The organism is Chryseobacterium sp. GW821-FHT04C04 (assembly GCF_059420365.1).
The window spans coordinates 51,136-74,417 of sequence record NZ_JBWKTO010000005.1 but is presented as its reverse complement, the minus strand read 5'-3'; the positions used below and the strand labels follow the sequence as shown (position 1 = coordinate 74,417).

Here is a 23,282-nt window from a genome sequence, read left to right as displayed (position 1 = left end):
CATCAATATTTTGAAAACTTCAAAAGCTGCCATTACAGAACCGGAAAATCAAAAAAAACAATTTCACACTTTAAATTATCAATAATAATCCAGAGAGCAGTGTATGCTGATAAGATAAGCAGTAAAGAATTATGGAAGAAAATAAAGTAACCAACAGAGACAAATTAAAAACCTATTTTGAAACAGGTAAACATCCGACACAAGGTCAATTTTCAGATTTGATAGATTCCTTGAAACATAAAGAAGATGTACTGACCAATAGAGAAATGGCAATTCTTGCCAATAGCTTGGCAAGAATTGATAATGCATTTATTTATTATAATACAAATTATGTCGGAAATTTAAAATTTCCAATTGTTATAAGCTCACAGGATGAGGATGATCAGGTGATTACAATAAAAGAAACTGACAATGTCGTGGTAAAGCAATTCTTATTAGGCAGTGCACCTTACACCATTAAAGCAAAAGAATTTTCAGGAGGAGAATTGAAAGAAACCGAATATTATAGTCTGGGTTATCAATTCAACCAGACCTATACCATTAATAGGCTCTTCGGAAATAATCTGAATACAATTCCTGATGGTTTTGAGCTCGGAATACTGGATGGTAAAAGGATGCCCATACAAATTTCCAAACAGAAATTTGGAAAGAAAATAATGGTCGTAAACACAATTGTTAAGTTTATTAATAACACAGAAATACCTATCCAATATAGAATAACGACAGGCAGCTGGAATGACAGATTTAGGACTGAAGACACTATTACCGATCATTATGATATATCAGATTATCTATCTTTTTATTATAATGCAGATCTTCAGGCAAGTAATAAATCTATAAACTGTGAGGTCTATAATGCAGATAACAATAACCTTTTAGCAACAACTTTATTACATGCAGGGTCAAGTAGTGATTATTGGGGTGGAGAGCAACTAATGGAAGGACTCAGAAATATAAGAATCGAATGTAATTATTCTAAAAATGAAAAATAATCAGGCTGAAGACATTTGGACAAGAATCAACACCTTAAAATTGTACACTATTTCTGAAAAAATAAGGATTATCACAACTACAGAACGGAAAGCTCGAAAAGCGGTTACAGCAATAAATAAAAGATAAAGTCCGGACTTTACATCATAAATAATAATTGGACCCAAAAAGCAATATGTCTATAACATATGCTGTAAAAAATATTAAAATAGTATGGAAAAAGATAATTTAACTACGAGAGACAAGCTAAAAACCTATTTTGAAACAGGTAAATATCCGACACAAAATCAATTTTCGGATTTGATAGATTCTTTGAAACTTAAAGGAGATATTCTTACTAATAAAGAGGCGGTAATCATTGCCAATGGTTTGAATGGGGTATTGATGAATAATGCAAGTATAGCTTATTATGCATATAATATTCAAGGTAAAAAATTTCTGTTCACTATAAGTTCAGCAGATAAAGAAGATCAGGTGATTACAATAGATGATAATCCTTACAATGATAAAAAATACTACTTATTTGGGAATGGACCATATGTCATTAAAGCAAAAGAACTCCCAACAGAAGGGTTAGTGGGGACTGAATACTATTCTATGATGATACAAATAGATGATTACGCAGTTAACCGGTTGTTTGGTAATACATTACCTAAGATTCCTGAAGGGTTTGTGTTTGGAACGCTGAAGGGGAAAAGGGGAAATGTACATATAAGCGGGGTAGATGCAGGGCAGAAATTAAATGTTGTCAACACAAATATTAAGTTTATTAATAAAACTCAGGTACCTGTTCAATACACCCTACAAGGAAATTACTGGAGCAGTGAATATACTGATAAAGATATTGTTACCGATCATTATGATGCATGGGATTCTTTGTATCTATATCTCAGAGCAGACCTTCAGGGAATTAATCAGTCCATAGAATGTAAAGTCTATGATGCAGATCATAACAAACTTTTAACAACAGCCTATTTCGAGGCGGGGCAAAGCAATCAAAGTGTTAGCGGGGGCGAAATAAAGCAAATCAGAAATATAAGAATCGAATGTAATTATTCTAAAAATGAAAAATAATCAGGCTGAAGACATTTGGACAAGAATCAACACCTTAAAATTGTACACTATTTCTGAAAAAATAAGGATTATCACAACTACAGAACGGAAAGCTCGAAAAGCGGTTACAGAAATAAATAAAAGATAAAGTCCGGACTTTACATCTTCAATAGTAATAGAATCCCAAAACAATATGATCATAATATAAGCCGTAAAAAAATATTAAAATAATATGGAAAAAGATAATTTAACTACGAGAGACAAGCTAAAAACCTATTTTGAAACAGGAAAATATCCGACACAAAATCAATTTTCAGATTTGATAGATTCTTTAAAACATAAGGGTGATAACCTGAGTAATAAAGAAGCGGTAATCATTGCCAATAGTTTGCAAAGTATAGATAACGCCAATATTTTCTATTCTGGAATTAATATTGGAGATAAAAAATTTATAGCAGCCGTAGGTTCAAAGGATGAGGAAGATCAGATGATCACCATAAGAGAATACCGTGGAGAGGAAAAACGATACTTATTTGGCAGCTCACCCTATACCATTAAAGCAAAAGAATTTCCGGCAGAAGGATTAGAAGAAACCGAATATTATTTTTTGAACTGCAATATAGATGAAACCTTTGTGATAACTAAACTGTTCGGAAATAATCTGCCTGCGATTCCTGATGGGTTTGAATTTGGAACAGCGGAAGGGAAAAGGCTGTACGTGAGAATATTCAAACAAAATTTTGGACAAAGAATAAATATTGTAAACACAGCTATTGAGTTTGTTAATAAAACACAAGCTTCCATTCAATATATGGTCCAAGCAACCTATTGGGGGCATATGTACACCTCCAAAAACATTGTTACTGATCATTACGACATATCAGATTATCTGGCATTTAGTTATAAAGCAGACCTTCGTGAAATCAGCCAATCCATAGAATGTAAGGTCTACGATGCAGATAAGAACGCTCTTTTAATGACGGCTTACTTACAGGCGGGACAAAATAATCAGGATATTTTTGGGGGCGATCGGGCAAAGGAAATCAGAAATATAAGAATCGAATGTAATTATGCTGCCATTGGAAAATAATCAACATACAAATATTTGAAGAAGAATCAACATTTTAAAAATTCACCGGACTGTATTAGAAAAAATAAAGAGGGTGAAAACTTTAAAACCAAGTACCGAATTATTTGATTAATAGAAAAATAAGAGGTACTGCAACTACAGGACAGAAGGGGCAAAAAACTTTGATAAGAATAAAAAAGTGATTAATTTTGACCTGTAAATCATAACACCAATAGCAACTGCTATTAGGTAACAAAATAACAAACCGTGTCCTATTGCTATAAAATGATGTAGGATCGCAGGACGGGAAGATGTGATCAACTCCATTACCCATTACTAAAATATACTCTCAATCGAATACAAATTTTCAATAATAGAAAGCCTTTTATCCCTGAAATCTTGAAACGTTCTGATGTGCAAAAATCAGGAATTCACCCAGGAAGCAGAATAAAGGCTAATCAGATCTATTTTTTTTAAGAATAAATAACACATTTCGTGCAAGCGGAAAACAAAATTTTTGTTGGAAATAGTGAAGCGTGAGTTTTTGAAATTGAGCATGTAATCATCTGATTATTATAAAAATAAGAGTTACTGTAACTACAGGGTAGAGATATCAAAAAACTTTTATTAGACCAAAAAAAAGAGGAATTTTGCCCTGTAAATACTAGATGATAATTGAATCCAGAAAGCCAGTTACACGAAGAACATAAGCACTAAAGAAAATTAAAATAATCATGGAAGAAAACAATAAATTTACCCAAAGAGAGGAGTTGAAAACCTATTTTGAAACCGGTAAATATCCAACACAAAGTCAATTTGGCCAATTCATAGATAATTATGTTCATTTAAATGAGTTTAATTTCGGACTGGAGGTAAAGGCATCAGGAAACTGGAAAGGAAAAGACTATCACTTCTATGTAGCTGAAAATATCCAGAAATCAGGAAGAGGACATATAAACATTGAAGATGATGGGTCAGGAGTACCGAAGATAGATAAATATAAGCATGTTTTAAGTAGTAATATAAAATATAAATTACTCAATATAAAATTATCAAACGACTTAGATATTGATAAATACCAGCCTCAGATTATCATCAAACGATACAAGCAGAAAAAAAGGCTTCAAAGTGGTCATTTAAAAGAGTCTGGCTATTTCAAGGAACGCCCATTAGATGCAAAATCTTTGGGTAGACAGTCCGAATATCCTGTAACGTCTAATGAAATGGTGATCGATATTAATCCTATTAACTATTTCAGACCCAATGCAAGTTTAAAAGAATTTTATCCATCAGGCACCTTCAACAGACCTGGTTCATTTAGATATTCAGTTCATCATAGAAAACCATTTTCTCTTATTCAAGTGCTTTTGGAAATTAATGTGAATGGAAAAAAATACAGATCGGCTCCAGTTAATATAAAAATTATTTTAGGACGAGACGATACTGATGTGATCAATTATATTATTGATTAATACATCCCCTCAATCGAGTAAGATCCTCAATAATGGGAAGCCTTTTGCGTCTGAAATATTGGAATTTTCTAATGAGCAATCATAAGAATCTCCTCCATGAAGCAGAATGATAGATTACCCCATCTAAAATTTTCTTTCAGACGTAGGATTAATTCTTTAAAAAGTAGGAATTCCAATGAGTGAGAAACTTTCCACCAAGAACGGCTCCGGCAGTTTGGGTAAGACTCTCTAATGTGAGCTGCTTTTCGGTTGAGGTTTATTAAAGCAAATCTCAGAATAGAGTGGAAACCTCTTTAATTAAAGATGGAGTACACGCTATTTTATCAACATACAAACATCCCCTCAATCGAGTAAGATCCTCAATAATGGGAAGCCTTTTGCGTCTGAAATATTGGAATTTTCTAATGAGCGATCATAAGAATCTCATCCATGAAGCAGAATGATAGATTACCCCATCTAAAATTTTCTTTCAGGCGTAGGATTAATTCTTTAAAAAGTAGGAATTCCAATGAGTGAGAAACTTTCCACAAAGAACCGCTGTGGCAGTTTGGGTAAGACTCTCTAATGTGAGCTGCTTTTCGGTTGAGGTTTTCTTTTCAGCAGCCTATTAAAGGATGCTTTTAAAAATATAAAAGACTAAAAAACAATGGAGCCTAAACAAATACAAAAATTATTTACTCATTTAGAACAGGTGATTACATGGCGTATCAATAATTCTTCAGAAGATTTTACTATAGGAGCACCTGAGTTTAAACCTAATGACCATGAAGGCTTTCAATTAGGCGACTATATTTCAGGGAAAGAGCTTGCCCATCAGGAAGTTGTTATTCTTCTGATGGCTTTATTACCACGATTGGATCCATCATTGCTGAAACGCATTTATCTGGAGTTCCCCAATACAATGCTGTTTGACTTTTGTTCAACCAATGATAATGGCAGGCTCTTTTATCCTACAGTTCAGGCGGTACAATATATTCTGGGTGGAGATAATATTTCAGAACGATTGAAAGCGCTGGATTATTTGAGTCCAGATTCGGTTTTGATAAAAGAAGAACTCATTGTTTTTTCAGATTCAGCTTATGAGTATGCCCCAACGAACAGCCTGATAAGCATCCACTACGAAGCTTTTAATACAATAATTTTTGGATTAGAAGTATTGCCGAAAATGAGTAATGATTTTCCGGCAGAACAGCTGCACACGGGTCGATCCTGGACAGATTTGATACTTCCTAAAAACACATTAGATGAGCTTCAGAGTATTGCAACCTGGAATAACAGCAGTCGGATTCTTATGGAAGACTGGGACATGCAGAAAAAACTTAAGCCTGGTTTCCGGGTGTTATTTTATGGAGAACCGGGAACCGGGAAAACTCTTGCAGCCAGCCTTTTAGGGAAATATACCAAACGACCTATATTCAGAGTGGATGTTTCCATGCTGGTCTCAAAATATATCGGAGAAACAGAAAAGCAGTTGTCGAAATTATTCGACAAAGCAGAAAATAAAAACTGGATTTTATTTTTTGATGAGGCAGATGCTATTTTCGGAAAACGAACCTCTGTAAAAGATGCTCATGACAAATATGCCAATCAGGAAGTTTCTTATCTGCTGCAGCGGATTGAAACATTTTCAGGGCTTATTATTCTGGCATCCAACTTTAAAAATAATATGGATAAAGCCTTTACGCGACGCTTTCATAGCTGCATACAATTTAATAATCCAAAGCATGAAGAGCGTCTGCGTATCTGGCAGCAAAATTTACCCAAACAATTACAGCTTGAAGACATCAATCTGGAACAAATTGCCAAACGATACGAACTCACCGGCTCTAATATTATGAACATCATACAGGATGTAAGTTTAAAAACAATTGCATCAAAAGAATCGGGTTACAAAGTAAGCTTAGACATGCTATTAGAAAGTATCAAAAAAGAATATGTGAAAGAAGATAAAATATTTACATAAGAACTGGTGATGTAAACTCATTCAATTTTAAAAATAAAACCGATGAAAACGAATATTCTATTATTACTCCTATTGAGCAGCCTCTTATTGGGCTGCCGAAGTAAGCAGAAAATAACAACCACTTATAAAGAAGAGAGAAAAGAAACGGAAAAAGTAAAAACGGATTCTCTGAGTGTACACCACTCAACATCAATTCAAAATGAATTTGCTGATACCTTAGTACAGGAAAAGAAAAACGAAATATCCGGAGACCTCTTGATTACAGGAAAATCTGATACCTCCAATCCCTTTGTTTATCATGTTATAGGAAGTGATACTGTTCAAAGTATTTCCATCATGGGAAATGCAGAATACACAATCAATACCCGTTATACAAAGTCTGATCGTAAAAAATCAGAAATTAAAAAATCAGTATTTACAAATAGTATTCAGGATTCAGCTCAGAAAGTAATTTCAAAAGAAGCCGTCAAAGAAGTAGCTTCGAAAGTCTCTGAAGAAACCAAAAAAGTAACCGTGAGTGGATTTGAAATTGCAGCCTGGATTTTCATTACCATCTTGGGAATCACTTTAATACTCCTCTTTTTTACCTATAAATATTTTAAGAAATGAAAACATCACAAAAAGGAATCAACCTGATTCTATCATTTGAAGGGTTCAGTTCCAAACCTTACCTTGATTCTGCAAGAATTCCCACCATAGGATACGGAAATACCTATTATCCGGGTGGCAAGAAAGTAACCATGACAGATCCTGCCATCAGCAAAGAAAAAGGAGCAGAACTGTTTTCATCTGTTTTACCCACGTATGAAAAAATAGTGTACAATAAAATCAAAGTGGGGCTTACCCAAAATCAATTTGATGCGCTTGTATCGCATACTTACAATACCGGAGGATCAGATGGTCTGTTTTCTTTAGTCAATAAAAAAGCAGGAGAGTCTGAGATCAGAAATTGGTTCACCACGAAATATATTACCGCTGGCGGAAAAACTTTAAATGGTTTGATCCGAAGAAGAAAAGCGGAAGCTGATTTGTTCTTTGCGAAATAACATTACGGGAAACCATAATACTGCTTTTTGTAAATAAATGTATATTTGTTCCGAGATTAAGAAATATGAGAATTAAATCAAAACTTTCCAAATCTGATTACATTAATATATCAAGGTTATTTTCCGCGCCAATTTTTGATTCATTAGCAAATAATGATGAAGAGCGAATAAATTATGTAGTTGAAACATTTAAGAGCTTTTATTCTGATGTGGATAGCTTTACTCTAACAGAAGCATATTCGGAGTTCTATAGAATTTTACTAAAAAAATATAAGAATGAATATGTTTTTAAAAACATAGTATTTAAAGAACTGATTCTAAAAAATCATAAGATCAATGATTGTACTACTATACCCGAATTCAATATAGGAAATTCAAAAGCAGATTTAGCCGTCTTTAATGGAGCTTCCACAGTATATGAGATTAAATCGGAGATTGACACCACAGGTAGGCTTGGTTCGCAAATTCAAGACTACATGACATTTTTTGAATACTTAAATGTTGTTATTAGCGAAAAGCACATTCGAAATGTTGAAAAAATAATTCCAGAAAATGTAGGTATTTTTATTCTAGACGAAAAAAATAAATTGTTCCAATACAAAAACGCCTTATCGAACATTGATAATATAACACATAAAGCACTATTTTTTTCTTTAAGGCAAAAAGAATATATAAGTGTAATAAAAGATGTCTTCGGATTGATTCCAGTTATGCCAAATACTAAAATATTTGATTATTGTTTTGATTTATTTTTAAAGATAGATATTCTGGATGCGTACAAATTAACTCTATCATATTTAAAGAAAAGAGTGTTAAGGAATGAACATTTGGATCTAATAGACAATTTGCCCGCAAGTCTTAAATGCATGACTATAAAATCTTCGTATAGCAAAAAAAAGTGTGAGACAATTATAAAAAATATTGAAAAAGTACATATTCTATCTACTTAGAACTGTAATAAAAAATCCCTCACCGTGTAGTGGGGGATTTTTATAAATATAAAAGAATAATGCTATATAATAGATAATTCATTGTTTACTTGCTCGATATGATTTTTTATTGACATTCTTTTACATATTCCTAAGCCTGGATAGTGTCCATCAGTATGTCTGTCTCTAAAATCTTTTATTCCGGATCCCTCATGCATTGGATTTGCATCTATATGCTTAATTAATTTATTTAGTGCCTGAGTGAATTTTCCGGCTTGGTTCTTTCTGTCTTCAGCATCATCCGATACAAAATGATAAATGTCAAAATTCGGATTTTTTATTTGTGACAAATGTAAAGCGATAGCGAAAGGAGACCCTCCTGTATCTGAAACTTCTTTACCAACTATTGTAAAGTCACCAAAGCCAAATATTCCATCATTTTCATATTTGAATATTAAATCTGAAAACTTAGAATCTGCAGGATAATCTGTATTTCTATCTTGTTTTTTAAATCCATCCTCAATTAAAATAATTTCACCATTAGCTGTATCATTTATGTATGTTTGATCTACTTTATTTTTTAGATAAATATTGTATTTTGATTTTGGGTTTTTTCTTAAAAATTCTCTATCGCTAAATTTACCAAAATGCATCAATGACTTTTCTAATTTAGGATTTGAGGCGAAGAAATCAGAAATATCATATTCGGATGTTTTGTCGTCTAAAATAAACGCAATAGAGTAATTCTTGTAATCTTTTAATACACCCTGGATGAATTTATGTTGAATTACATTCATTTTAGGATATGAAGATTTTTGAGGGTTTATAGCTAAAATAAAGTATATATTTTTATCAACCAATTTTGTAATTTGTGTTATCAAGTTCTTACTATTTGGCGGGATAAGAATTGGAATTGTATTACTGAATGCAGTGTCTGGTAATTCGCTTAATGCAAAAACCTCGTTTTGCTTTGCTGTTAAAATGGGAAAATACATGTTATTAAATTTTATATTACATGGCTAATATAAAAAAAGGTAATATAATGTAATTACGGTTTTCCGTAGAGTTAATACTACAATGTCGCCGTATATTTAAGGGGGTTTGTGAAAAAAAGTACCACAAAAGTAACTATCTCATCAAATAGTGATGTAATTGGCATATGCGTTGTTAATGATATTCTAAGTTTTTAAGAGAATTTTTATTTAACACCACATCATTTAAACTTATAATTCATTTTTCACTTTACCTTCCAGTTTCTCGGGAGGTATTTTTTAGCATCTCAAATTCAGAAACATAGTTTTGACAATTCTAATGTGTATTATAAGAAAAGTACATATTTCTATTATTAGTGATAAAATTAAACTTGATATTAGTAGTATTAAAAGGTTTTCCCGCAATATTTTTATTTAATACTAAATTAATTTATAGCTTTTAGTACCACAATCTTTTTTATGAAGGTTTTGTTTTCATATATTTAAATGTTCGATTAATTTATATTTCGGATTTCATGTATTCAACCTCCAATACTGGAGGTTTTTTTAATTTTAATGATGCATGACAAACCATGTTGGTTACTTTGTCGTATATAAAACAGAAGTCGGAATTCTTTACAATGAAAAATCATAAGGTTTAAAAATAAAGCTCATGTTTAATTTCATGGTTATTAGTTTTTATCTTCGGAGAGATCCGGGGATTTTTATATTTTTTCTCAGGTCAGGTAAAATACATCATTCAAACTATTACCAAATCTCATAAAATTTAAATTGTTGCAAATTGTATGATCATTTGTTTTATTGTTGTTCAAAATTGCAACAATTTTGTTTCGTGAAATTACGAGGCACCATCAAGGAAGCAACCTATCCTTCTAAAAATACAATGATAATTGAATTTCAGTATGATAAGAAAAAACAGCTTTTTGAAGTGAAATGTTCTTTCAATGCTATGTGATAGAGCTGTAGAATTTTATTCAATACATGATGAAAGATAATTCTGCAACTAAAATAAAAAGGTGTCAGATTTTAAGTTATTGGATACTTATTTTTTAGACTTCCTTCCTCTTGATAATTTCAATATTTGGATTTTGATCGAATTAACGTATTTTTATACAAATTAAAATATGAATATAAAGATAGAAACTGATAAGTTTGAGGTCCTTGCAAGTGGATCCGTAGTTACCAATTTTAAGGATCCACTATATTTTCGTTTATTTGATGGGGCCAGGAATTTCAAGATTATATTTGATTTTATTGGACTAGGAGAAGAACCTCAAACACTTTATGAGCTTTTAAAAAATGAAGAAAATGTATTTGAAGTTAAAATTCTCACTCCTAAACGGCACGATAATACAACCAGCACAAAAAAACCTCTTCATTTAGCTTATTTTGATGGGAAAAATATTTATTTGAAATTTAGTTTTAAATACAGTTATGATATAAATGAAAAACAAGAATTAACAGATTCTGAAGAAATTGTATTTCATTATACTTGGTTGCAAAATAAATAGTTATGGCAGAAAATAACAATGGATATGTGATTCAAGACCAGAATGGTTACGTTAATCCTGCACACGAACTTAAAATGAGCAAACAGGTTCAAAGTCATGAACAAATCATATTAACTCAAACTAACCAACACGATCTTGAAGTGCTTGATAAAAAGCATAAGCATGAATTAGACTGTAAGGACAAAGATCTGGGTTGGCTTGGATTTATTTTTGGGGGCAAAGAATTAACTGCTCTAAATATCTCAGGGTTCTTAATATTTTTACTATTAATAATTGGAAGTTGGCTTACGTATATAGTTTATAATAATAATAACGACATTGACAATGTAGTAAAGATTTGGAGTATTATAACACCAATTGTAACATTAACTTTGGGATATATTTTCGGGAATAAGACTTCAAAAACTAAAAAATAAAATTCTTAAACCTAAACTTCGTGATTAAAATAACCCCTGTTAGTGCAGGGGATTTATTTTGGTAGGGTAATTCTACGGGCATTTAGCGGATCAAGATAGGCAAGCTTTTTCTCAGCTATCATTTTTTCAAATAGTTTATTTCTTTCGGGAATTTGTAAATTTATTACTTTATTCAGTTCATTTATATCCGTCCCGTTAGATCCGCCATTTACTTTATGATCTTCTTTTACTTTCTTTAGAATTTTCGCTTTTAGCTCTTCTATGTTTTCCGTGGAGTAAAGATACTACACTTTGAAGATAATTTATGACTCCTCGTTTTTTGGCTTAAAGTTTCTTCCGGCTCCCTGCCTTAGAAAGGTGATTTTACCTTGTGTTTGCTTGGCTTTTTCAAGAACTTCAAGCGCTCTTGTACGTTCGTTCATTCTACCGGCATGCGTTATACTCCCTTGATTTTCAATTTTTTTCATGTTACAAGATAGTGAAAATAATTGACAAAAGCAAATTTCTTATGGAATAGGGCAGTAGTATTTCAGACTGCTTTGGTTTGTCGAAAGTTTGAACCCTTCCCACTAAACCCCTTCTCGAAAGTTTAATTTTTTGATGAAAAAGTATTTTTATAACATAATTATTAATCCAAATAAAATATACAGTTATTTTATTATGTTAAATCTCTAATTGGGGAATAGTTGTTATATTTGGGCTTAAACTAAAATTAAAACCATGAAAAATTTCAAAAAAATTTCTAGAGATCAGTTAAAACAAGTAAATGGGGGCGGAGGCCGAGATGGTATTTGTAAACCTCAATACATGTGGGTTTGCGAAGCTACAGGGATTTGTGGACCAGAATCAGATGCTGCTTGTAATTGCTATTGCATTCCAATCGTTTAAGATAAAAATAGATCCCTCACTTTGAGGGATTTTTTTTGGACTAGAGTATTGGTGTTGCAGACTGCTTTGGCTTGTCGTAAGTTCGAAGTCTTCCCACTCAATACCATCTAGAAAACTTAATTTTTTTTTAATAAAAATGTGTTTTTGCAGCATATTATCAATTCAGATAAAATATACAGTTGTTTTATTATGTTAAATCTCTTATTGGGGAATAGTTGTTATATTTGGACTTAAACTAAAATCAAAACCATGAAAAATTTAAAGAAAGTTTCAAAATTGAAATTAAAAAGTATTAATGGAGGGGGCAAAGGAGGTCCGTTCAATTGTCCTCCAGGGTATTTTCACTGTCCGCTTCCTTGGGGAAATGAAGGAATTTGTCTTCCTCATGAAAATCATATGGCTTGCCCGGATTTATAAGATACAATCCCTCATTTTGAGGGATTTTTTATGGGAATAGGACAGCGGTATTATATACTGCTTGGGCCTGTTGAAGGCTTGAATTCTTCCAAATTACTACTTATGAAGCATTAGCATTTTCGTCATATTATTTCTGTCGGGAAAGATATTCTTCAAATTGCTTATTCAAAGCTTCACATTCGTGTTGTAATATTCCCGTTTCTATTTCAGGCTTATTTCCCCATTTGGGAATAGTTTCGGTTTCCAGAATTTTAAATTCTGAAGACTGTCCACCCACCAAAGGAACAGAAACGCCAAAAACAATTTTAGAAATTTTATGATGCCTGATGAGGTAAGAGCACATGATGCAGGGCTCGTGGGTAGAAAACATCACAGATTGGTCTAAAATAGCTCTGTAGCCATTGTTCAAAGCATCTTTTACAGCCAGAATTTCTGCATGCTGTGTAATATCTCCACTTGATTTCCCGGATTCAATTCCTCTGCCGATAATCTGATCTTCAAAGACCAGTAGAGATCCTACGGGTGGATTTCCTTTTTCCAATGCCTGCTTTGCAAGTTCGATGCACTCAAGCATATATTGATTATAGCTGTTCATGATTATTCTTAATTAGGATTCGCAACCTCTGTTGAACCCGATAGTATTTCTGTAAATCTGAGGTGAAATATCTGTTTTGTTTTTGAAAAGCCTGCTGAAATAATACTCATCCTCATATCCAAGCTCATAGGCAATTTCTTTGATCGTTTTATCCGTAAGATACAATTCCCTCTTTGCTTCAATAATGATCCGTTCAGTGATCAGATCAGAAAGGGTTTTATTAAAATGATTTTTTGTAATCCTTGCGAGTGAAGCAGGCGTTTGATTCAGTAAGTCAGCGTAATCACTGGCAGAATGTTTTACACGGAAATGATTCTCTATCGCATTTTTAAGATTCTGAATAAGAAACTGCTGCTTTATATTGGCCGTTTCCGAATCCTGAACCGACTGTTGCTCCAGTTTTATCCTCGTTGCAGTGACCAGCAGAATTTTAAGATAAGAAACCAGTACTTCATCTTTCCTGAAAGCATCTGCTTTTAATTCATTGGCGATCCCGGTGATCAGATTCAAAACAGCACTTTTGCTCAATTCGTCCAGGCAGATAAATGGCTGCTGATACACATTGTTGAATAAAATACCATTGGCAGCAATTTCCTGATGATGCCGGTAAATACAGAAAAAATCATGGTGAAACTGTATAGAAATACCCATAATCGGTTTCACAGACCGAAGCATAAAGGGCTGGTAAGGATAAAAGGCAAACAACGTATTTTCTTTGAAAGAATAATCGGAAAGATCAACGGTAGCAACACCCTCTCCTGAAGTAATCAATATAAGCGTAAAATAGTTATTGCGCTGGATATGATCAAAATAACTGTTGTTATCAAACTCAAATAGCTTGAAAGCCAGATTTCCATTCTGTTGATTGATGAGTGTATAGACAGATTGTGATAACATGATACCTGCAATTTAATTAATATTTTTTAATGAAGAAATGAAGTTTGAAGCGGGAAGCTGATGATGTCCCAATCGGGGCTTGAAAACAGGTTGATTCATTTTGCCTGGATAAACGAGTTCGGATGTCAAACCGTGTCAAGGTTGAAACCTTGACACGGTTAAAGTCCACCTTCTTCTTCCAGCCTCGAATCTTATCTTACATCAAAACTGCCCTCCGAAAATTTCGAAGGACAGTATAAAACTGTTAGAAAATCAAAATATCATACCCCTCATTTCTGAGAGTAAGGAAACTTGGCAGGCCGGGAGTTCCGGGCACTTCATTTTCGTTGAGTAACTCATACCCGGAAACTTCAGTTCCAAATACGGCAACGCAGCCTTTCGAAAGACCATGAACATAATCTTTAACTTCATTATAAAGTCCATGTACAGGATGATCAGCTTTCTCAAGCTGTTCAGGCCATCTGATACCCGTTCCCTGAAAAATGATCTTTACCTCTTCCCCCGCATGTTTGAATTCGTATGCGGATGCCAAAGCATTAAACACTCTTCCCATAGCTTCTTCTGAACCCGCCTTAGGATCTGAAAGAATAATAATTGCTGTTTTTTTCATTGTAGAAAATTTTATTTTACACTGCAAAGATGTGGGAATAACGCTCGTTAAAGAATGGATGATTTTTACTTTGTAATGGAGATTTTTTGCATAACTTCTTTCGAAATCAGCAAAGACGTATTGAAAAAAATAAAGCGAACTCTTATGCTAAAGTTCGCTTTACGCTAATGAATAAGTGGAAGAGAAATTATGATCCCGGTTTCACGAAGGTTTGCCAGCCTCTCATTGTTTCAATAAAACGTTCACTCAACCCTCCTTCACGAAGAAAATCGGCTGTGACAGGGAGTGTAGGGCTGTCGTACAATGGATTGGCCTGTACTTGAAGAGGAAAATCCCGTTGAAGAATCCCGGCTCTTGCAATCAGGACAAAATCACAGCCTTCATCCAGCAGTTCCCCTGCACGCTGCGCACTCATTATCTTTCCGGCAGCACCCAAACGTACTCCTTTACGCGGAAGTTCCGTGAAAACACTGAGCATTGTTTTTCCCTGAAATGTTCCTTCCCGGACAAGCTGAGCCGAATCCCAGAGAGCCAGATCCAGATAGTCAATCAATTCTTTATCAAAAATTTCAGCAGTAATCTCACGTAATTCTTCCAAGCGCAGTCCATACCGTTCAATCGACAGGCGCCAGCCAATCTGAAAGTCGGGACCACAGGCTTTCCGGATACCTTCAATGACTTCAAGGGTAAAACGGGCGCGGTTTTCTATACTGCCTCCATATTGATCTGTCCTGTCATTGAGATGAGGAGACAGAAACTCTGAAAGAATCCATCCAAAAGCACCATGTACTGAAATCCCATTAAATCCTGCAAGCTGGGCCCTCCTGGCAGCGGTAATAAAACTATCACGGATTCGTTCCACTTCTTCGGTGGTGATGGCTTTGATATCCGGCACTGTTTTATCGGAGGCAGGAGCGGGTATTCCTCCTATTGATGGTTTTGCTCTGTGTCCGGCATGGTGCAGCTGTACCGCAGATAATGCTCCTCCTTTCCGGATTGCTGTAGCCATTTGAGCTAATCCCGGCAGATGTTGATCACTATGAATACCCAGCTGGCGTTCAAAGGCGATAGCTCCGGCTTCTACCGTAGCGGCACTGGTTTGAATCAGCCCATAACCGCCCTGGGCAAGCTGTTCCATCCAATATTGGTCGTATTGGGAGGCCGTACCGTCATGATCACTTTGCTGGCTCGTAAGGGGGGCCAGCATAAAACGGTTTCTCATAGCCGGACCGTGAAGAAAGGTAAGGGGTTTAAATAAATCGGAAACAGACATTTATTTTAATTTTAGGTTGTACGTATCAATTTTGTCTGCTGCAAAGTTCCGGTTATAAGTTCCCGTTAAAAATGGATGATTTTAATGATATGATGGATGTTTTCTACAGTATACTGTAATCATCTAATCATGTAATAAAATCATATGCTGGACTTTTTCGTACAAAAAAAATCTCAGGAGTACTGAGATTTTAAAATATATAAGTTATTATTATAGTGTTAACAAAGTCAGTTGTTTTGAAGATTATCTCTCTTCAATTCTCTTTCAATTTCATCTACATATGGTAGGGGAGAAAGAAAACTTTCTTCAATATATTTTCGGATATCTTCATCAATCTTATGTATCTTTCTGATAAAAAGCTGATTACTGGATTGTAGGGACTTAATATCATTAGATGTATTCTGCTGATTGGGGAAGATCGATTTCTCAAGCACGGCTCTTTTATCATCATTGATGATGATGTCATTAAATGCCGTATTCATCAGAACAGTCTGAAAAAATGAATCTGCAGGTAAAAAAGTATGAGAATAGTAATCTTCAAAATCCATTACCATTTGGTTATTGGTTAAAAACGAACACGTTTCTCTTGTGAAAATAAACCATTTTCCTCCGATATAAGGAGTCACTCCTTTCATAAACGCTCTTTTATAAATGAGTGATGAGATTATATGGGCCAATTCGGTAAAATGATTTTGTATTCTTTGGAGAGTATCCGGTCTGTAAAATTTCTGATCATAATAAAAAAGATAATTTCTGCCTTTATTGATGGTAAGAAATTCCCGGATGATATTTTGTGACTTAAGGGGATAGTCTTCACCACTAAGGTTAATGAAATAATCCCATTCCCGGCTTACATTTAGAAGAAATTCCATGGCATTAAGCTCGGCCTGAACCATGCTGAATCCCCCGGAAACGATATTCAGACTGTCCAGAATATAAACATTAGGAAATTGAATGATATACAGCTGTATTTCTTCTGTAATTTTTGATTTGGTTTTTCGGTCAATATGGATCAGATAAAACTGATCTCTTGTATAAATCTTCTGAAACATCTCTTTAAATAGTTCAGGCTTATGATGTACCATGATAAAATAAGCAATTCTTACATGTGGAGAGGTAAGTGAGCCTAAAGTCTTGGGATAAGGGTATGCTATGGGAGAAGATGTTTGCATAGGTAGGATCTTAAAATCATCCGTATTAGCAAATAATTGGGGTGATGTGCTAAAGCTACGAATATATTTTTGATAATCAATTGATTAAATGCGTTTTTTTTATTGTATTTTTGTAAAACATTTATAAAAACAGGTCACTGCCTTTGCTATTCTGTAATAGTTTAAAATCACAATTTTTTCTTTCAGTTTTGCTCTTTCAGCTACCAATTTATAATCAGTTTCAACAGCAGAAATCAGAGATTATAAAGTTCTATTGTAGATAAAAGCGATATGTTATTGCTGGTTATCAATGATATATTAAGGTCATTATTGTAGCTAAAGCAAGAAAAAAGATAAACAAAAAAGGAATAGTCTTTACTAGTTTGTCAATACACCAACTCAAATTCTGATAATCAGATTTGCTTACAAACTACCGGAAGACCGGAATTTATAATGAGTTTTAAAAATTTAAATTTAATCAACCCAATTATCCGCGCAATGACAGAAGCCGGATATTCTAAGCCTACTGAAATACAGTATACCGCAATTCCGCATATTTTAGCCGGAAGGGATATTATAGGCTGTGCCGAACCAGGTGGGGGGAAAACTGCAGCCTTTGCTATGCCTATTTTGCAATTGCTAAAAAGGCATACTCCGGAACATAAAGAAATACGAACCCTGATCCTTACCCCGACACGAGAATTGGCAATAGAGATAGAAGAAAACCTTGGAATTTACAGTAAGTATTTACCATTGTCCTTACTTTCCATTTATGAAGGTGTTTCTATTGGAAGCCAGCTGGCTGCTCTCAGAAAAAGGGTGGATATCTTGGTGGCAACACCTGAAAGACTGCTGGATTTGATTAACCATAGACATATTGATCTTTCTAAAATTGAAATATTTGTTTTGGATGAGGCAGACAGAATGCTTAGTAAGGCATTTGTAGATGATGTAAAAAAAATTTTAAAACTGATTTCCCCAAAAAGACAAACCTTATTTTTCTCTGCAACAATGCCGGCAAGTATAAAAAGTATGGCCAAAACGATCCTCAATAATCCGATAGAGGTTATTGTAAACCCCGTTTCTTCTACAACACAACCTGTTAAGCAGGCACCCTTTTTTGTAGAAAAAGAAAACAAAACGGATTTACTGGTTGACGGTATAGGGAGAAGTAACCGCTATCTCATTGTATAATGTGGATAAGCGCTTAGAATGTAAAAATATTCAAAACTGATACGGCTTACAACCTGTCAGAGATTTTTAATAAATAAAATCTGTAAAGTGTACAGATAAAATATACAATTTTTAATAATAATTACAATGCAAGAAGGCACCGTAAAATTTTTCAATGAAGCAAAAGGCTTCGGGTTTATTACTCCGGCAGATGGAAGTAAAGACATATTTGTACATTCTTCAGGATTAAACACAAGAGTGATCCGTGAGAATGATAAAGTAGTTTTTGATGTACAAAAAAGTGATAAAGGTTTAAATGCTGTTAACGTAAAGTTGGCATAATTTAGATCTCGATTACAAGTATGTTAAGATAACATCCTTTATTATATCAAGTCTCATATTTTTATATTTTTTTACAAATTCAAAATCCATACTCTTCAGTATCTGGATATATGGTTTGAAAGAACATTGATGCCAATGAGATTCGTTTTTATTTTCATCATGTTCATTGGCCTCTTACTTTATGTGAGAGGTTTTTGAGGGATCTAAATAGATGAGACTTGATATACAATTGTACAGTGATTATGATAACCATTGTATATATTCTAATTTCTCAAAAGCTTCAGAAAATAATATGATTATTATCAATAGTTTTAATGAGTATAAGGCTCTTGAGGGTCAGATAATAGGAGCTTCTGCCTGGCATAAAATAGATCAGGGGCAGATCGACAGATTCGCAGATGCAACTTTAGATTATCAGTGGATTCATACTGATAAGGAAAAGGCAGAAAAAGAAGGTCCTTTTAAATCCACCATTGCTCATGGTTATTTAACATTGTCTTTGATTCCTTATCTCTGGAAGCAGATTGCAGATGTTAGAAATGTAAAAATGGAAATCAACTACGGAATAGAAAATCTTAAATTTGGTGAGGCTGTTCCGGTAAATAGTGAGGTAAGACTGCAGGCCACTGTAAAATCAGTGCTCAACCTTCGGGGAACTGTAAAAGCTGTTGTTGAGGCTAAACTATTAATTAAAGATCATATAAAACCAGCCTATACAGGCGATGTGGTTTTCCTTTATCATTTCATTAACGCCTCTTAAGTCTCAGACATACTTTGGTTTTCTGTGGAAACACTAATCCCAGCGCTGCCGGGATTTTAAATGATGTGGAACATTCTGAGATCATTGATTGATCATTTTGAATCTCCAGGTTTGTGTTTGTGAGGCTTTAGCTCCGGATGCTTCGGTTTTGCTTCCGGTGTTACTCTTCTTCTTCTGTCTGGTGTTCCGTCAGACTTATCAGGCTTTGGACCTGGTTTAATTGCTTTAATGGTTTCCATAATATATTGTATTTAAGATATACAATGTAAAACCATATTTACTCCTTACATTACGGGAAACCCTATCTTTAGGAACATCTTGTTGTAATGTACTGCGCTGGGATATAAGTTTTCCTTCATTTTCTAATGAAAATGTACCGGTTAAGTTTAGAAATAATCCCTTCACAAATAGGGCGAAGAGATTGTATAGCATTTGCATATTCAAAGTCAGTAAGCTTCCGGGAGTGGAGAGTCTGCTGTCAATCAGTTATGTTTTTATACCCGTTGTCTGGGAAGTGGCTATTTTGAAAAACTATTGTTATCAATTACTTTCAATTAATAATATTCGAATTTTCTTTCTATTTTTTGTTGTACAATTCCCTTATCGTCTACCAATTCCTCATAAATAGAGTTTGAATCTGCATCAAGCTTTACATTTTTATAGATAAGCTTAGACTTTTTTTGCTGAATGGTATCTTCAAGAACCATTTCACTTTTTATGGCATTGGTATAAGTGTACAAAATGGTATTGTTAATCGGAGTTTCATAAAAATTCCCTGTTTCTTCTGTTTTTATAAGGCGGTTATTTTTGTCAAATAAAATAACTTGGTAAGAGACATCTTGTCATCAGCAGCATTTGAAACTCTTTTATACAAAGAATCGGAAATTTTTTCAAAATAGCCCGTAGTTCCTACCTTTTTATTTCCTTGATTAATGCTTTTGAAATGGCGTTTAGCTCTATCCTTTGAATCATAGATAAGAAGGTCACTGATCAATCTTTTATCAGGAAATTCGATGGTGGTTGTATTATAACGTTCAATTTTTGTCAGAAAGCCTTCTTTGTCAAAATAGAAAATACTTTTATTGCTGTTCTGGGGTGAAAACGTAATGATCTCTGTTACTTTTTTTGGCTGCCCGGAATAGTTGGAAAATTCCAAGTCATTAATGATTGATTTTCCCTGGCCGCTTACAAGGGTATAGAGTACAATAAACAGATAGCTCAATTTTATTTTCATATTGTAAACTTTACGGTGTTCTACAATTCCCACTAATGCTCAGATATAGGTTTTCTGATTACCAGAAAAGGTCGAAAAAATTAGCGGACAAGAAGATAGATTCCAACCCCAATTGCGGTATAAGCCGTCACCGTAAGAATATCAGCGATAGGTTGTGAAAAGCGTTTTTCTGCAATTTTCTCGCTATTGATCTGGTTCTTATGGAATTTCATGATTTTTTTAGCATTACGAACCGGATGTACTACCAGACTGTCATTTTCCCATCTGTCAACGATTACTTTATAACTCTTGCCATCCACTTCAATTTTAACATTTTTACCGGAGGCCAATTTCTCCTGAACATTGATCGGAGCAGGTGCTTGTACTGCGTTGAGGTTTTGAGGTGCTGCTGTTGCCCCATTCATTTGCGGAGCAGTAGTATTAGCAATCGCTGTACTCTTTTTAGAGTCTTGCTTATTATCAGCCGTTGGATCCGCTTGCTTTTTTACCTGATAAGTATAGCAGCTGGTAAGAGAAAATAATAGAATGATGAGGTATAGATTCTTTCGCATGAGCCAAATTTAAGAATTAAACGGAATATTTGGGAGTTTCTTTTGAAAGATGCTGTTTTTTTTGAAAATCTCTGTTATGGAAAGTCTCCTGATTTTGAGCCCATCAAAAATAATCCCTTTAAACATGATCTAAGGTCAGGAGCTTTCGAAGAGTGGGTGAAACTTGGTTGACATCTATAATGTACGGTCTTAAGCTTTGTGATAGGGCTGTTTTGTATTACAAAAGTCAATGTAAATACTGCTTACCTACTATTACGAACTCCTTGTTAGCCGTTGTTTTTATTCGTCATCCAATTCGTCATGATTCAATTTTCTATAAGTATCAAGTTCTTCATGAGTAAAGAAAATTTGATGGGCTTCAGATTTTGAATATATTTTGGTTCTTTTGCTAAGAATATAACAACGTAAACCACCATATTTTTCTTTTCCATACACATCATTATTTATATCCCAACCAGCAATACAAAATTCAAAAAGCATTTTCTTAATCAAATCATTCCAACCTTTTCCATTAAGTTAAAAATTTGAAAGATTTTTCTGGACGAAATTGTCAATGTTTTTACTATACATTTTAGTTGGTTAAAAGTTGGTTATTAATCTCAATTTTGTTGTAAGCAATCCATCGTTTTAAGTTCCCAACCATTCTTTTTAAATGATCTTCATTCAGGAAAATATTGGTCCAATATTCAAATCTGTCGCATTGAACACTGATGTAATAGGTCATAATGGCTAAACATGCGTAGGGTAAAAACTTTTTTTCTTCGTCACTCATTTTAGTTACCGTCTCATAACCTTTGATAAAATGATCTGCTTTTGCCTGATATTCCTCTTCGTTCAAATGGGTTGCAAATAACTGAAACAGGAAATAAGAAATGTCAAAGCATAAATAACCGTTGCCACAAAAATCAAAGTCAAAAAATGTTATTTCTTTTTCATCGTCAATGTGCAGATTGTCAAACCAAACGTCAAGATGAACAGCTCCATATCTCATTTTCTGTTGGTCAGTATTGTCCATTTTTATCGTTAAAAAAGCAGAAAGGGTTTCTAAAAATTCAATTTCGCTGGTATTTTTACTATAGAATTCTTTTGTTCTTACAACAGGGTTCTTCAGCATGTTTTGAGCATTGTAAGACATCCTCATCAGTTCGACATTTTCTGTGGTTTGATGAACTTTTGCTAATGCTTGCCCAATCAGAAAGCTTGTTTGGGCTGAAAATTTTGCAGTCTTGATTCCTTTAGCATACGAAAATAAAACCCCGAATCTTGTACCTTCCGGAGCTTCAATTTCCTGAATGAAGTTGTTCGATGTATCAGCGATTGGAAAAGCAGCTTGCCGGTCTGCTTCTTTTAGAAGAATTAACAGTCTTAATTCTTCTTCAATTTCTAATCGAGTCCGCCAATGATGGGTGTACACTCTAAAAACGTATTTGTTTTCGTCATCATGAACCATGTATAAATGATTCATAGCAAGTCGAAATATGCTGCATTTCGTATTGTCGGTCAGTTCATATTGTCGTTGAATAAGTTTGCCAAGCCCATCGGGTGAAAGTGTACTGTTTATTGTCGGAAATTTCTCTGTCATTAGTTCTTGGGTCGTAGTTGGTGATAAAATCTATGCAATTTCGTTAATATTTTTGGGTTTTACTTCTATCATCCCTATAAATATTCTATTGATAATGCTAAAAATCATACAATACAATCGTGCGGTAGTGAGGGGCAGGTGTGGATACTCTATCATGTTTTAATAATTACCAGTGAAAAATACCATTGCTTTTCTTTATTGCACAAAAAAATAGCAGAGAACTATTTATAGTTCTCTGCTAATTATTAATATATTGAGAAAGAAGCTTTTAAACTTCTGTCTTAATTTATGCTAGTTTTACGTTAATTGCGTTAACGCCTTTTGCTCCGTTTTGTACGTCAAATGTTACGATATCATTTTCACGGATC

Annotated in this window: 27 protein-coding genes; 15 read left to right on the top strand and 12 right to left on the bottom strand. The window is 34.0% G+C overall.

What is annotated here, in order from left to right:
* The first annotated feature begins 131 nt into the window (after positions 1-131).
* The 8 genes from AC07UM_RS17280 to AC07UM_RS17245 all read left to right on the top strand — a co-directional run bounded on the left by AC07UM_RS17280 (position 132) and on the right by AC07UM_RS17245 (position 8,543).
* Positions 132-992: a hypothetical protein gene (locus AC07UM_RS17280; protein WP_494681305.1), complete on the top strand. Its 861-nt coding sequence runs from the start codon at positions 132-134 to the stop codon at positions 990-992.
* Between the two features lie 211 nt (positions 993-1,203).
* Entirely contained in the window at positions 1,204-2,064 is an 861-nt protein-coding gene (locus tag AC07UM_RS17275) for a hypothetical protein (protein WP_494681304.1), read from the top strand.
* A gap of 211 nt (positions 2,065-2,275) precedes the next feature.
* Positions 2,276-3,133 carry a hypothetical protein gene (locus AC07UM_RS17270; protein ID WP_494681303.1) on the top strand — a complete coding sequence of 286 codons (858 nt, stop codon included), beginning with the start codon at positions 2,276-2,278 and terminating at the stop codon, positions 3,131-3,133.
* A 713-nt stretch (positions 3,134-3,846) separates the two neighbouring features.
* Complete coding sequence (locus tag AC07UM_RS17265) at positions 3,847-4,584, top strand: hypothetical protein (RefSeq protein WP_494681302.1); 738 nt, start codon at positions 3,847-3,849, stop codon at positions 4,582-4,584.
* Between the two features lie 646 nt (positions 4,585-5,230).
* Entirely contained in the window at positions 5,231-6,547 is a 1,317-nt protein-coding gene (locus tag AC07UM_RS17260; protein ID WP_494681301.1) for an ATP-binding protein, read from the top strand.
* 42 nt (positions 6,548-6,589) lie between these two features.
* Positions 6,590-7,156: a hypothetical protein gene (locus tag AC07UM_RS17255; RefSeq protein ID WP_494681300.1), complete on the top strand. Its 567-nt coding sequence runs from the start codon at positions 6,590-6,592 to the stop codon at positions 7,154-7,156.
* Positions 7,153-7,593 (top strand): lysozyme, encoded by a 441-nt coding sequence (locus tag AC07UM_RS17250; protein WP_494681299.1) that lies wholly within the window; start codon positions 7,153-7,155, stop codon positions 7,591-7,593. The genes AC07UM_RS17255 and AC07UM_RS17250 overlap by 4 nt, the downstream gene beginning before the upstream one ends.
* 65 nt (positions 7,594-7,658) lie before the next feature.
* The gene (locus tag AC07UM_RS17245) at positions 7,659-8,543 is read left to right on the top strand and encodes a sce7726 family protein (protein ID WP_494681298.1); all 885 of its coding nucleotides are present in this window, start codon (positions 7,659-7,661) and stop codon (positions 8,541-8,543) included.
* 62 nt (positions 8,544-8,605) lie between these two features.
* On the opposite strand, the gene AC07UM_RS17240 is transcribed toward AC07UM_RS17245, so the two are convergent.
* Complete coding sequence (locus tag AC07UM_RS17240) at positions 8,606-9,517, bottom strand: sce7725 family protein (RefSeq protein ID WP_494681297.1); 912 nt, start codon at positions 9,515-9,517, stop codon at positions 8,606-8,608.
* 1,121 nt (positions 9,518-10,638) lie between these two features.
* Between AC07UM_RS17240 and AC07UM_RS17235 the strand changes: the two genes are divergently transcribed.
* The 4 genes from AC07UM_RS17235 (at position 10,639) to AC07UM_RS17220 (ending at position 12,746) form a co-directional block, all read left to right on the top strand.
* Positions 10,639-11,025, top strand: a complete 387-nt coding sequence (locus AC07UM_RS17235) for a DUF6864 domain-containing function (RefSeq protein ID WP_494681296.1) — start codon at positions 10,639-10,641, stop codon at positions 11,023-11,025.
* 2 nt (positions 11,026-11,027) lie between these two features.
* A complete protein-coding gene (locus AC07UM_RS17230) occupies positions 11,028-11,441 on the top strand; it encodes a hypothetical protein (RefSeq protein WP_494681295.1) in 414 nt (137 codons plus the stop codon).
* Between the two features lie 720 nt (positions 11,442-12,161).
* A complete protein-coding gene (locus AC07UM_RS17225; protein ID WP_185147223.1) occupies positions 12,162-12,329 on the top strand; it encodes a bacteriocin-like protein in 168 nt (55 codons plus the stop codon).
* A gap of 249 nt (positions 12,330-12,578) precedes the next feature.
* Complete coding sequence (locus AC07UM_RS17220; RefSeq protein ID WP_494681294.1) at positions 12,579-12,746, top strand: hypothetical protein; 168 nt, start codon at positions 12,579-12,581, stop codon at positions 12,744-12,746.
* Between the two features lie 127 nt (positions 12,747-12,873).
* Here the strand turns inward: AC07UM_RS17220 and AC07UM_RS17215 are convergent, their stop codons facing one another.
* The 5 genes from AC07UM_RS17215 to AC07UM_RS17195 form a co-directional block, all read right to left on the bottom strand.
* Positions 12,874-13,341, bottom strand: coding sequence for a nucleoside deaminase (locus AC07UM_RS17215; RefSeq protein ID WP_494681293.1), 468 nt, complete (start codon positions 13,339-13,341; stop codon positions 12,874-12,876).
* Positions 13,342-13,353: 12 nt separating this feature from the next.
* Positions 13,354-14,238 carry a helix-turn-helix domain-containing protein gene (locus AC07UM_RS17210; RefSeq protein ID WP_494681292.1) on the bottom strand — a complete coding sequence of 295 codons (885 nt, stop codon included), beginning with the start codon at positions 14,236-14,238 and terminating at the stop codon, positions 13,354-13,356.
* A 244-nt stretch (positions 14,239-14,482) separates the two neighbouring features.
* A complete protein-coding gene (locus AC07UM_RS17205; protein WP_494681291.1) occupies positions 14,483-14,848 on the bottom strand; it encodes a DsrE family protein in 366 nt (121 codons plus the stop codon).
* A 187-nt stretch (positions 14,849-15,035) separates the two neighbouring features.
* Positions 15,036-16,121 carry an NADH:flavin oxidoreductase gene (locus AC07UM_RS17200; RefSeq protein WP_494681290.1) on the bottom strand — a complete coding sequence of 362 codons (1,086 nt, stop codon included), beginning with the start codon at positions 16,119-16,121 and terminating at the stop codon, positions 15,036-15,038.
* Between the two features lie 227 nt (positions 16,122-16,348).
* Positions 16,349-17,293, bottom strand: coding sequence for a beta-1,6-N-acetylglucosaminyltransferase (locus AC07UM_RS17195; protein WP_494681289.1), 945 nt, complete (start codon positions 17,291-17,293; stop codon positions 16,349-16,351).
* A 477-nt stretch (positions 17,294-17,770) separates the two neighbouring features.
* Between AC07UM_RS17195 and AC07UM_RS17190 the strand changes: the two genes are divergently transcribed.
* From AC07UM_RS17190 to AC07UM_RS17180, 3 genes are all read left to right on the top strand, one after another.
* Positions 17,771-18,466, top strand: a complete 696-nt coding sequence (locus AC07UM_RS17190) for a DEAD/DEAH box helicase (protein WP_494681288.1) — start codon at positions 17,771-17,773, stop codon at positions 18,464-18,466.
* Positions 18,467-18,592: 126 nt separating this feature from the next.
* Positions 18,593-18,787, top strand: a complete 195-nt coding sequence (locus tag AC07UM_RS17185) for a cold-shock protein (protein ID WP_114821793.1) — start codon at positions 18,593-18,595, stop codon at positions 18,785-18,787.
* A 211-nt stretch (positions 18,788-18,998) separates the two neighbouring features.
* Complete coding sequence (locus AC07UM_RS17180) at positions 18,999-19,547, top strand: MaoC family dehydratase (RefSeq protein WP_494681287.1); 549 nt, start codon at positions 18,999-19,001, stop codon at positions 19,545-19,547.
* Positions 19,548-19,639: 92 nt separating this feature from the next.
* On the opposite strand, the gene AC07UM_RS17175 is transcribed toward AC07UM_RS17180, so the two are convergent.
* The 6 genes from AC07UM_RS17175 to AC07UM_RS17150 form a co-directional block, all read right to left on the bottom strand.
* Positions 19,640-19,786, bottom strand: a complete 147-nt coding sequence (locus AC07UM_RS17175) for a hypothetical protein (RefSeq protein ID WP_494681286.1) — start codon at positions 19,784-19,786, stop codon at positions 19,640-19,642.
* A 315-nt stretch (positions 19,787-20,101) separates the two neighbouring features.
* A complete protein-coding gene (locus AC07UM_RS17170; protein ID WP_494681285.1) occupies positions 20,102-20,287 on the bottom strand; it encodes a hypothetical protein in 186 nt (61 codons plus the stop codon).
* Between the two features lie 50 nt (positions 20,288-20,337).
* Positions 20,338-20,781 carry a hypothetical protein gene (locus tag AC07UM_RS17165; RefSeq protein WP_494681284.1) on the bottom strand — a complete coding sequence of 148 codons (444 nt, stop codon included), beginning with the start codon at positions 20,779-20,781 and terminating at the stop codon, positions 20,338-20,340.
* Between the two features lie 80 nt (positions 20,782-20,861).
* Positions 20,862-21,332, bottom strand: a complete 471-nt coding sequence (locus AC07UM_RS17160; protein WP_494681283.1) for a hypothetical protein — start codon at positions 21,330-21,332, stop codon at positions 20,862-20,864.
* Positions 21,333-21,611: 279 nt separating this feature from the next.
* On the bottom strand, positions 21,612-21,812 hold the full coding sequence (locus tag AC07UM_RS17155) for a hypothetical protein (protein ID WP_494681282.1): 201 nt from the start codon (positions 21,810-21,812) through the stop codon (positions 21,612-21,614).
* Between the two features lie 91 nt (positions 21,813-21,903).
* The gene (locus AC07UM_RS17150; protein ID WP_494681281.1) at positions 21,904-22,914 is read right to left on the bottom strand and encodes a phosphotransferase; all 1,011 of its coding nucleotides are present in this window, start codon (positions 22,912-22,914) and stop codon (positions 21,904-21,906) included.
* Positions 22,915-23,282: the final 368 nt, after the last annotated feature.

What these genes read in the sequence shown, in the direction of transcription:
- AC07UM_RS17235 (WP_494681296.1), top strand. Translation starts at nt 10,639, where the DNA reads ATGAATATAAAGATAGAAACTGATAAGTTTGAGGTCCTTGCAAGTGGA.
- AC07UM_RS17195 (WP_494681289.1), bottom strand. Translation starts at nt 17,293, where the DNA reads ATGCAAACATCTTCTCCCATAGCATACCCTTATCCCAAGACTTTAGGC.
- AC07UM_RS17150 (WP_494681281.1), bottom strand. Translation starts at nt 22,914, where the DNA reads ATGACAGAGAAATTTCCGACAATAAACAGTACACTTTCACCCGATGGG.
- AC07UM_RS17245 (WP_494681298.1), top strand. Translation starts at nt 7,659, where the DNA reads ATGAGAATTAAATCAAAACTTTCCAAATCTGATTACATTAATATATCA.
- AC07UM_RS17240 (WP_494681297.1), bottom strand. Translation starts at nt 9,517, where the DNA reads ATGTATTTTCCCATTTTAACAGCAAAGCAAAACGAGGTTTTTGCATTA.
- AC07UM_RS17190 (WP_494681288.1), top strand. Translation starts at nt 17,771, where the DNA reads ATGACAGAAGCCGGATATTCTAAGCCTACTGAAATACAGTATACCGCA.
- AC07UM_RS17250 (WP_494681299.1), top strand. Translation starts at nt 7,153, where the DNA reads ATGAAAACATCACAAAAAGGAATCAACCTGATTCTATCATTTGAAGGG.
- AC07UM_RS17185 (WP_114821793.1), top strand. Translation starts at nt 18,593, where the DNA reads ATGCAAGAAGGCACCGTAAAATTTTTCAATGAAGCAAAAGGCTTCGGG.
- AC07UM_RS17225 (WP_185147223.1), top strand. Translation starts at nt 12,162, where the DNA reads ATGAAAAATTTCAAAAAAATTTCTAGAGATCAGTTAAAACAAGTAAAT.
- AC07UM_RS17260 (WP_494681301.1), top strand. Translation starts at nt 5,231, where the DNA reads ATGGAGCCTAAACAAATACAAAAATTATTTACTCATTTAGAACAGGTG.
- AC07UM_RS17230 (WP_494681295.1), top strand. Translation starts at nt 11,028, where the DNA reads ATGGCAGAAAATAACAATGGATATGTGATTCAAGACCAGAATGGTTAC.
- AC07UM_RS17160 (WP_494681283.1), bottom strand. Translation starts at nt 21,332, where the DNA reads ATGCGAAAGAATCTATACCTCATCATTCTATTATTTTCTCTTACCAGC.
- AC07UM_RS17275 (WP_494681304.1), top strand. Translation starts at nt 1,204, where the DNA reads ATGGAAAAAGATAATTTAACTACGAGAGACAAGCTAAAAACCTATTTT.
- AC07UM_RS17205 (WP_494681291.1), bottom strand. Translation starts at nt 14,848, where the DNA reads ATGAAAAAAACAGCAATTATTATTCTTTCAGATCCTAAGGCGGGTTCA.
- AC07UM_RS17155 (WP_494681282.1), bottom strand. Translation starts at nt 21,812, where the DNA reads ATGCTTTTTGAATTTTGTATTGCTGGTTGGGATATAAATAATGATGTG.
- AC07UM_RS17280 (WP_494681305.1), top strand. Translation starts at nt 132, where the DNA reads ATGGAAGAAAATAAAGTAACCAACAGAGACAAATTAAAAACCTATTTT.
- AC07UM_RS17255 (WP_494681300.1), top strand. Translation starts at nt 6,590, where the DNA reads ATGAAAACGAATATTCTATTATTACTCCTATTGAGCAGCCTCTTATTG.
- AC07UM_RS17265 (WP_494681302.1), top strand. Translation starts at nt 3,847, where the DNA reads ATGGAAGAAAACAATAAATTTACCCAAAGAGAGGAGTTGAAAACCTAT.
- AC07UM_RS17165 (WP_494681284.1), bottom strand. Translation starts at nt 20,781, where the DNA reads ATGAAAATAAAATTGAGCTATCTGTTTATTGTACTCTATACCCTTGTA.
- AC07UM_RS17215 (WP_494681293.1), bottom strand. Translation starts at nt 13,341, where the DNA reads ATGAACAGCTATAATCAATATATGCTTGAGTGCATCGAACTTGCAAAG.
- AC07UM_RS17220 (WP_494681294.1), top strand. Translation starts at nt 12,579, where the DNA reads ATGAAAAATTTAAAGAAAGTTTCAAAATTGAAATTAAAAAGTATTAAT.
- AC07UM_RS17175 (WP_494681286.1), bottom strand. Translation starts at nt 19,786, where the DNA reads ATGGAAACCATTAAAGCAATTAAACCAGGTCCAAAGCCTGATAAGTCT.
- AC07UM_RS17210 (WP_494681292.1), bottom strand. Translation starts at nt 14,238, where the DNA reads ATGTTATCACAATCTGTCTATACACTCATCAATCAACAGAATGGAAAT.
- AC07UM_RS17180 (WP_494681287.1), top strand. Translation starts at nt 18,999, where the DNA reads ATGAGACTTGATATACAATTGTACAGTGATTATGATAACCATTGTATA.
- AC07UM_RS17270 (WP_494681303.1), top strand. Translation starts at nt 2,276, where the DNA reads ATGGAAAAAGATAATTTAACTACGAGAGACAAGCTAAAAACCTATTTT.
- AC07UM_RS17200 (WP_494681290.1), bottom strand. Translation starts at nt 16,121, where the DNA reads ATGTCTGTTTCCGATTTATTTAAACCCCTTACCTTTCTTCACGGTCCG.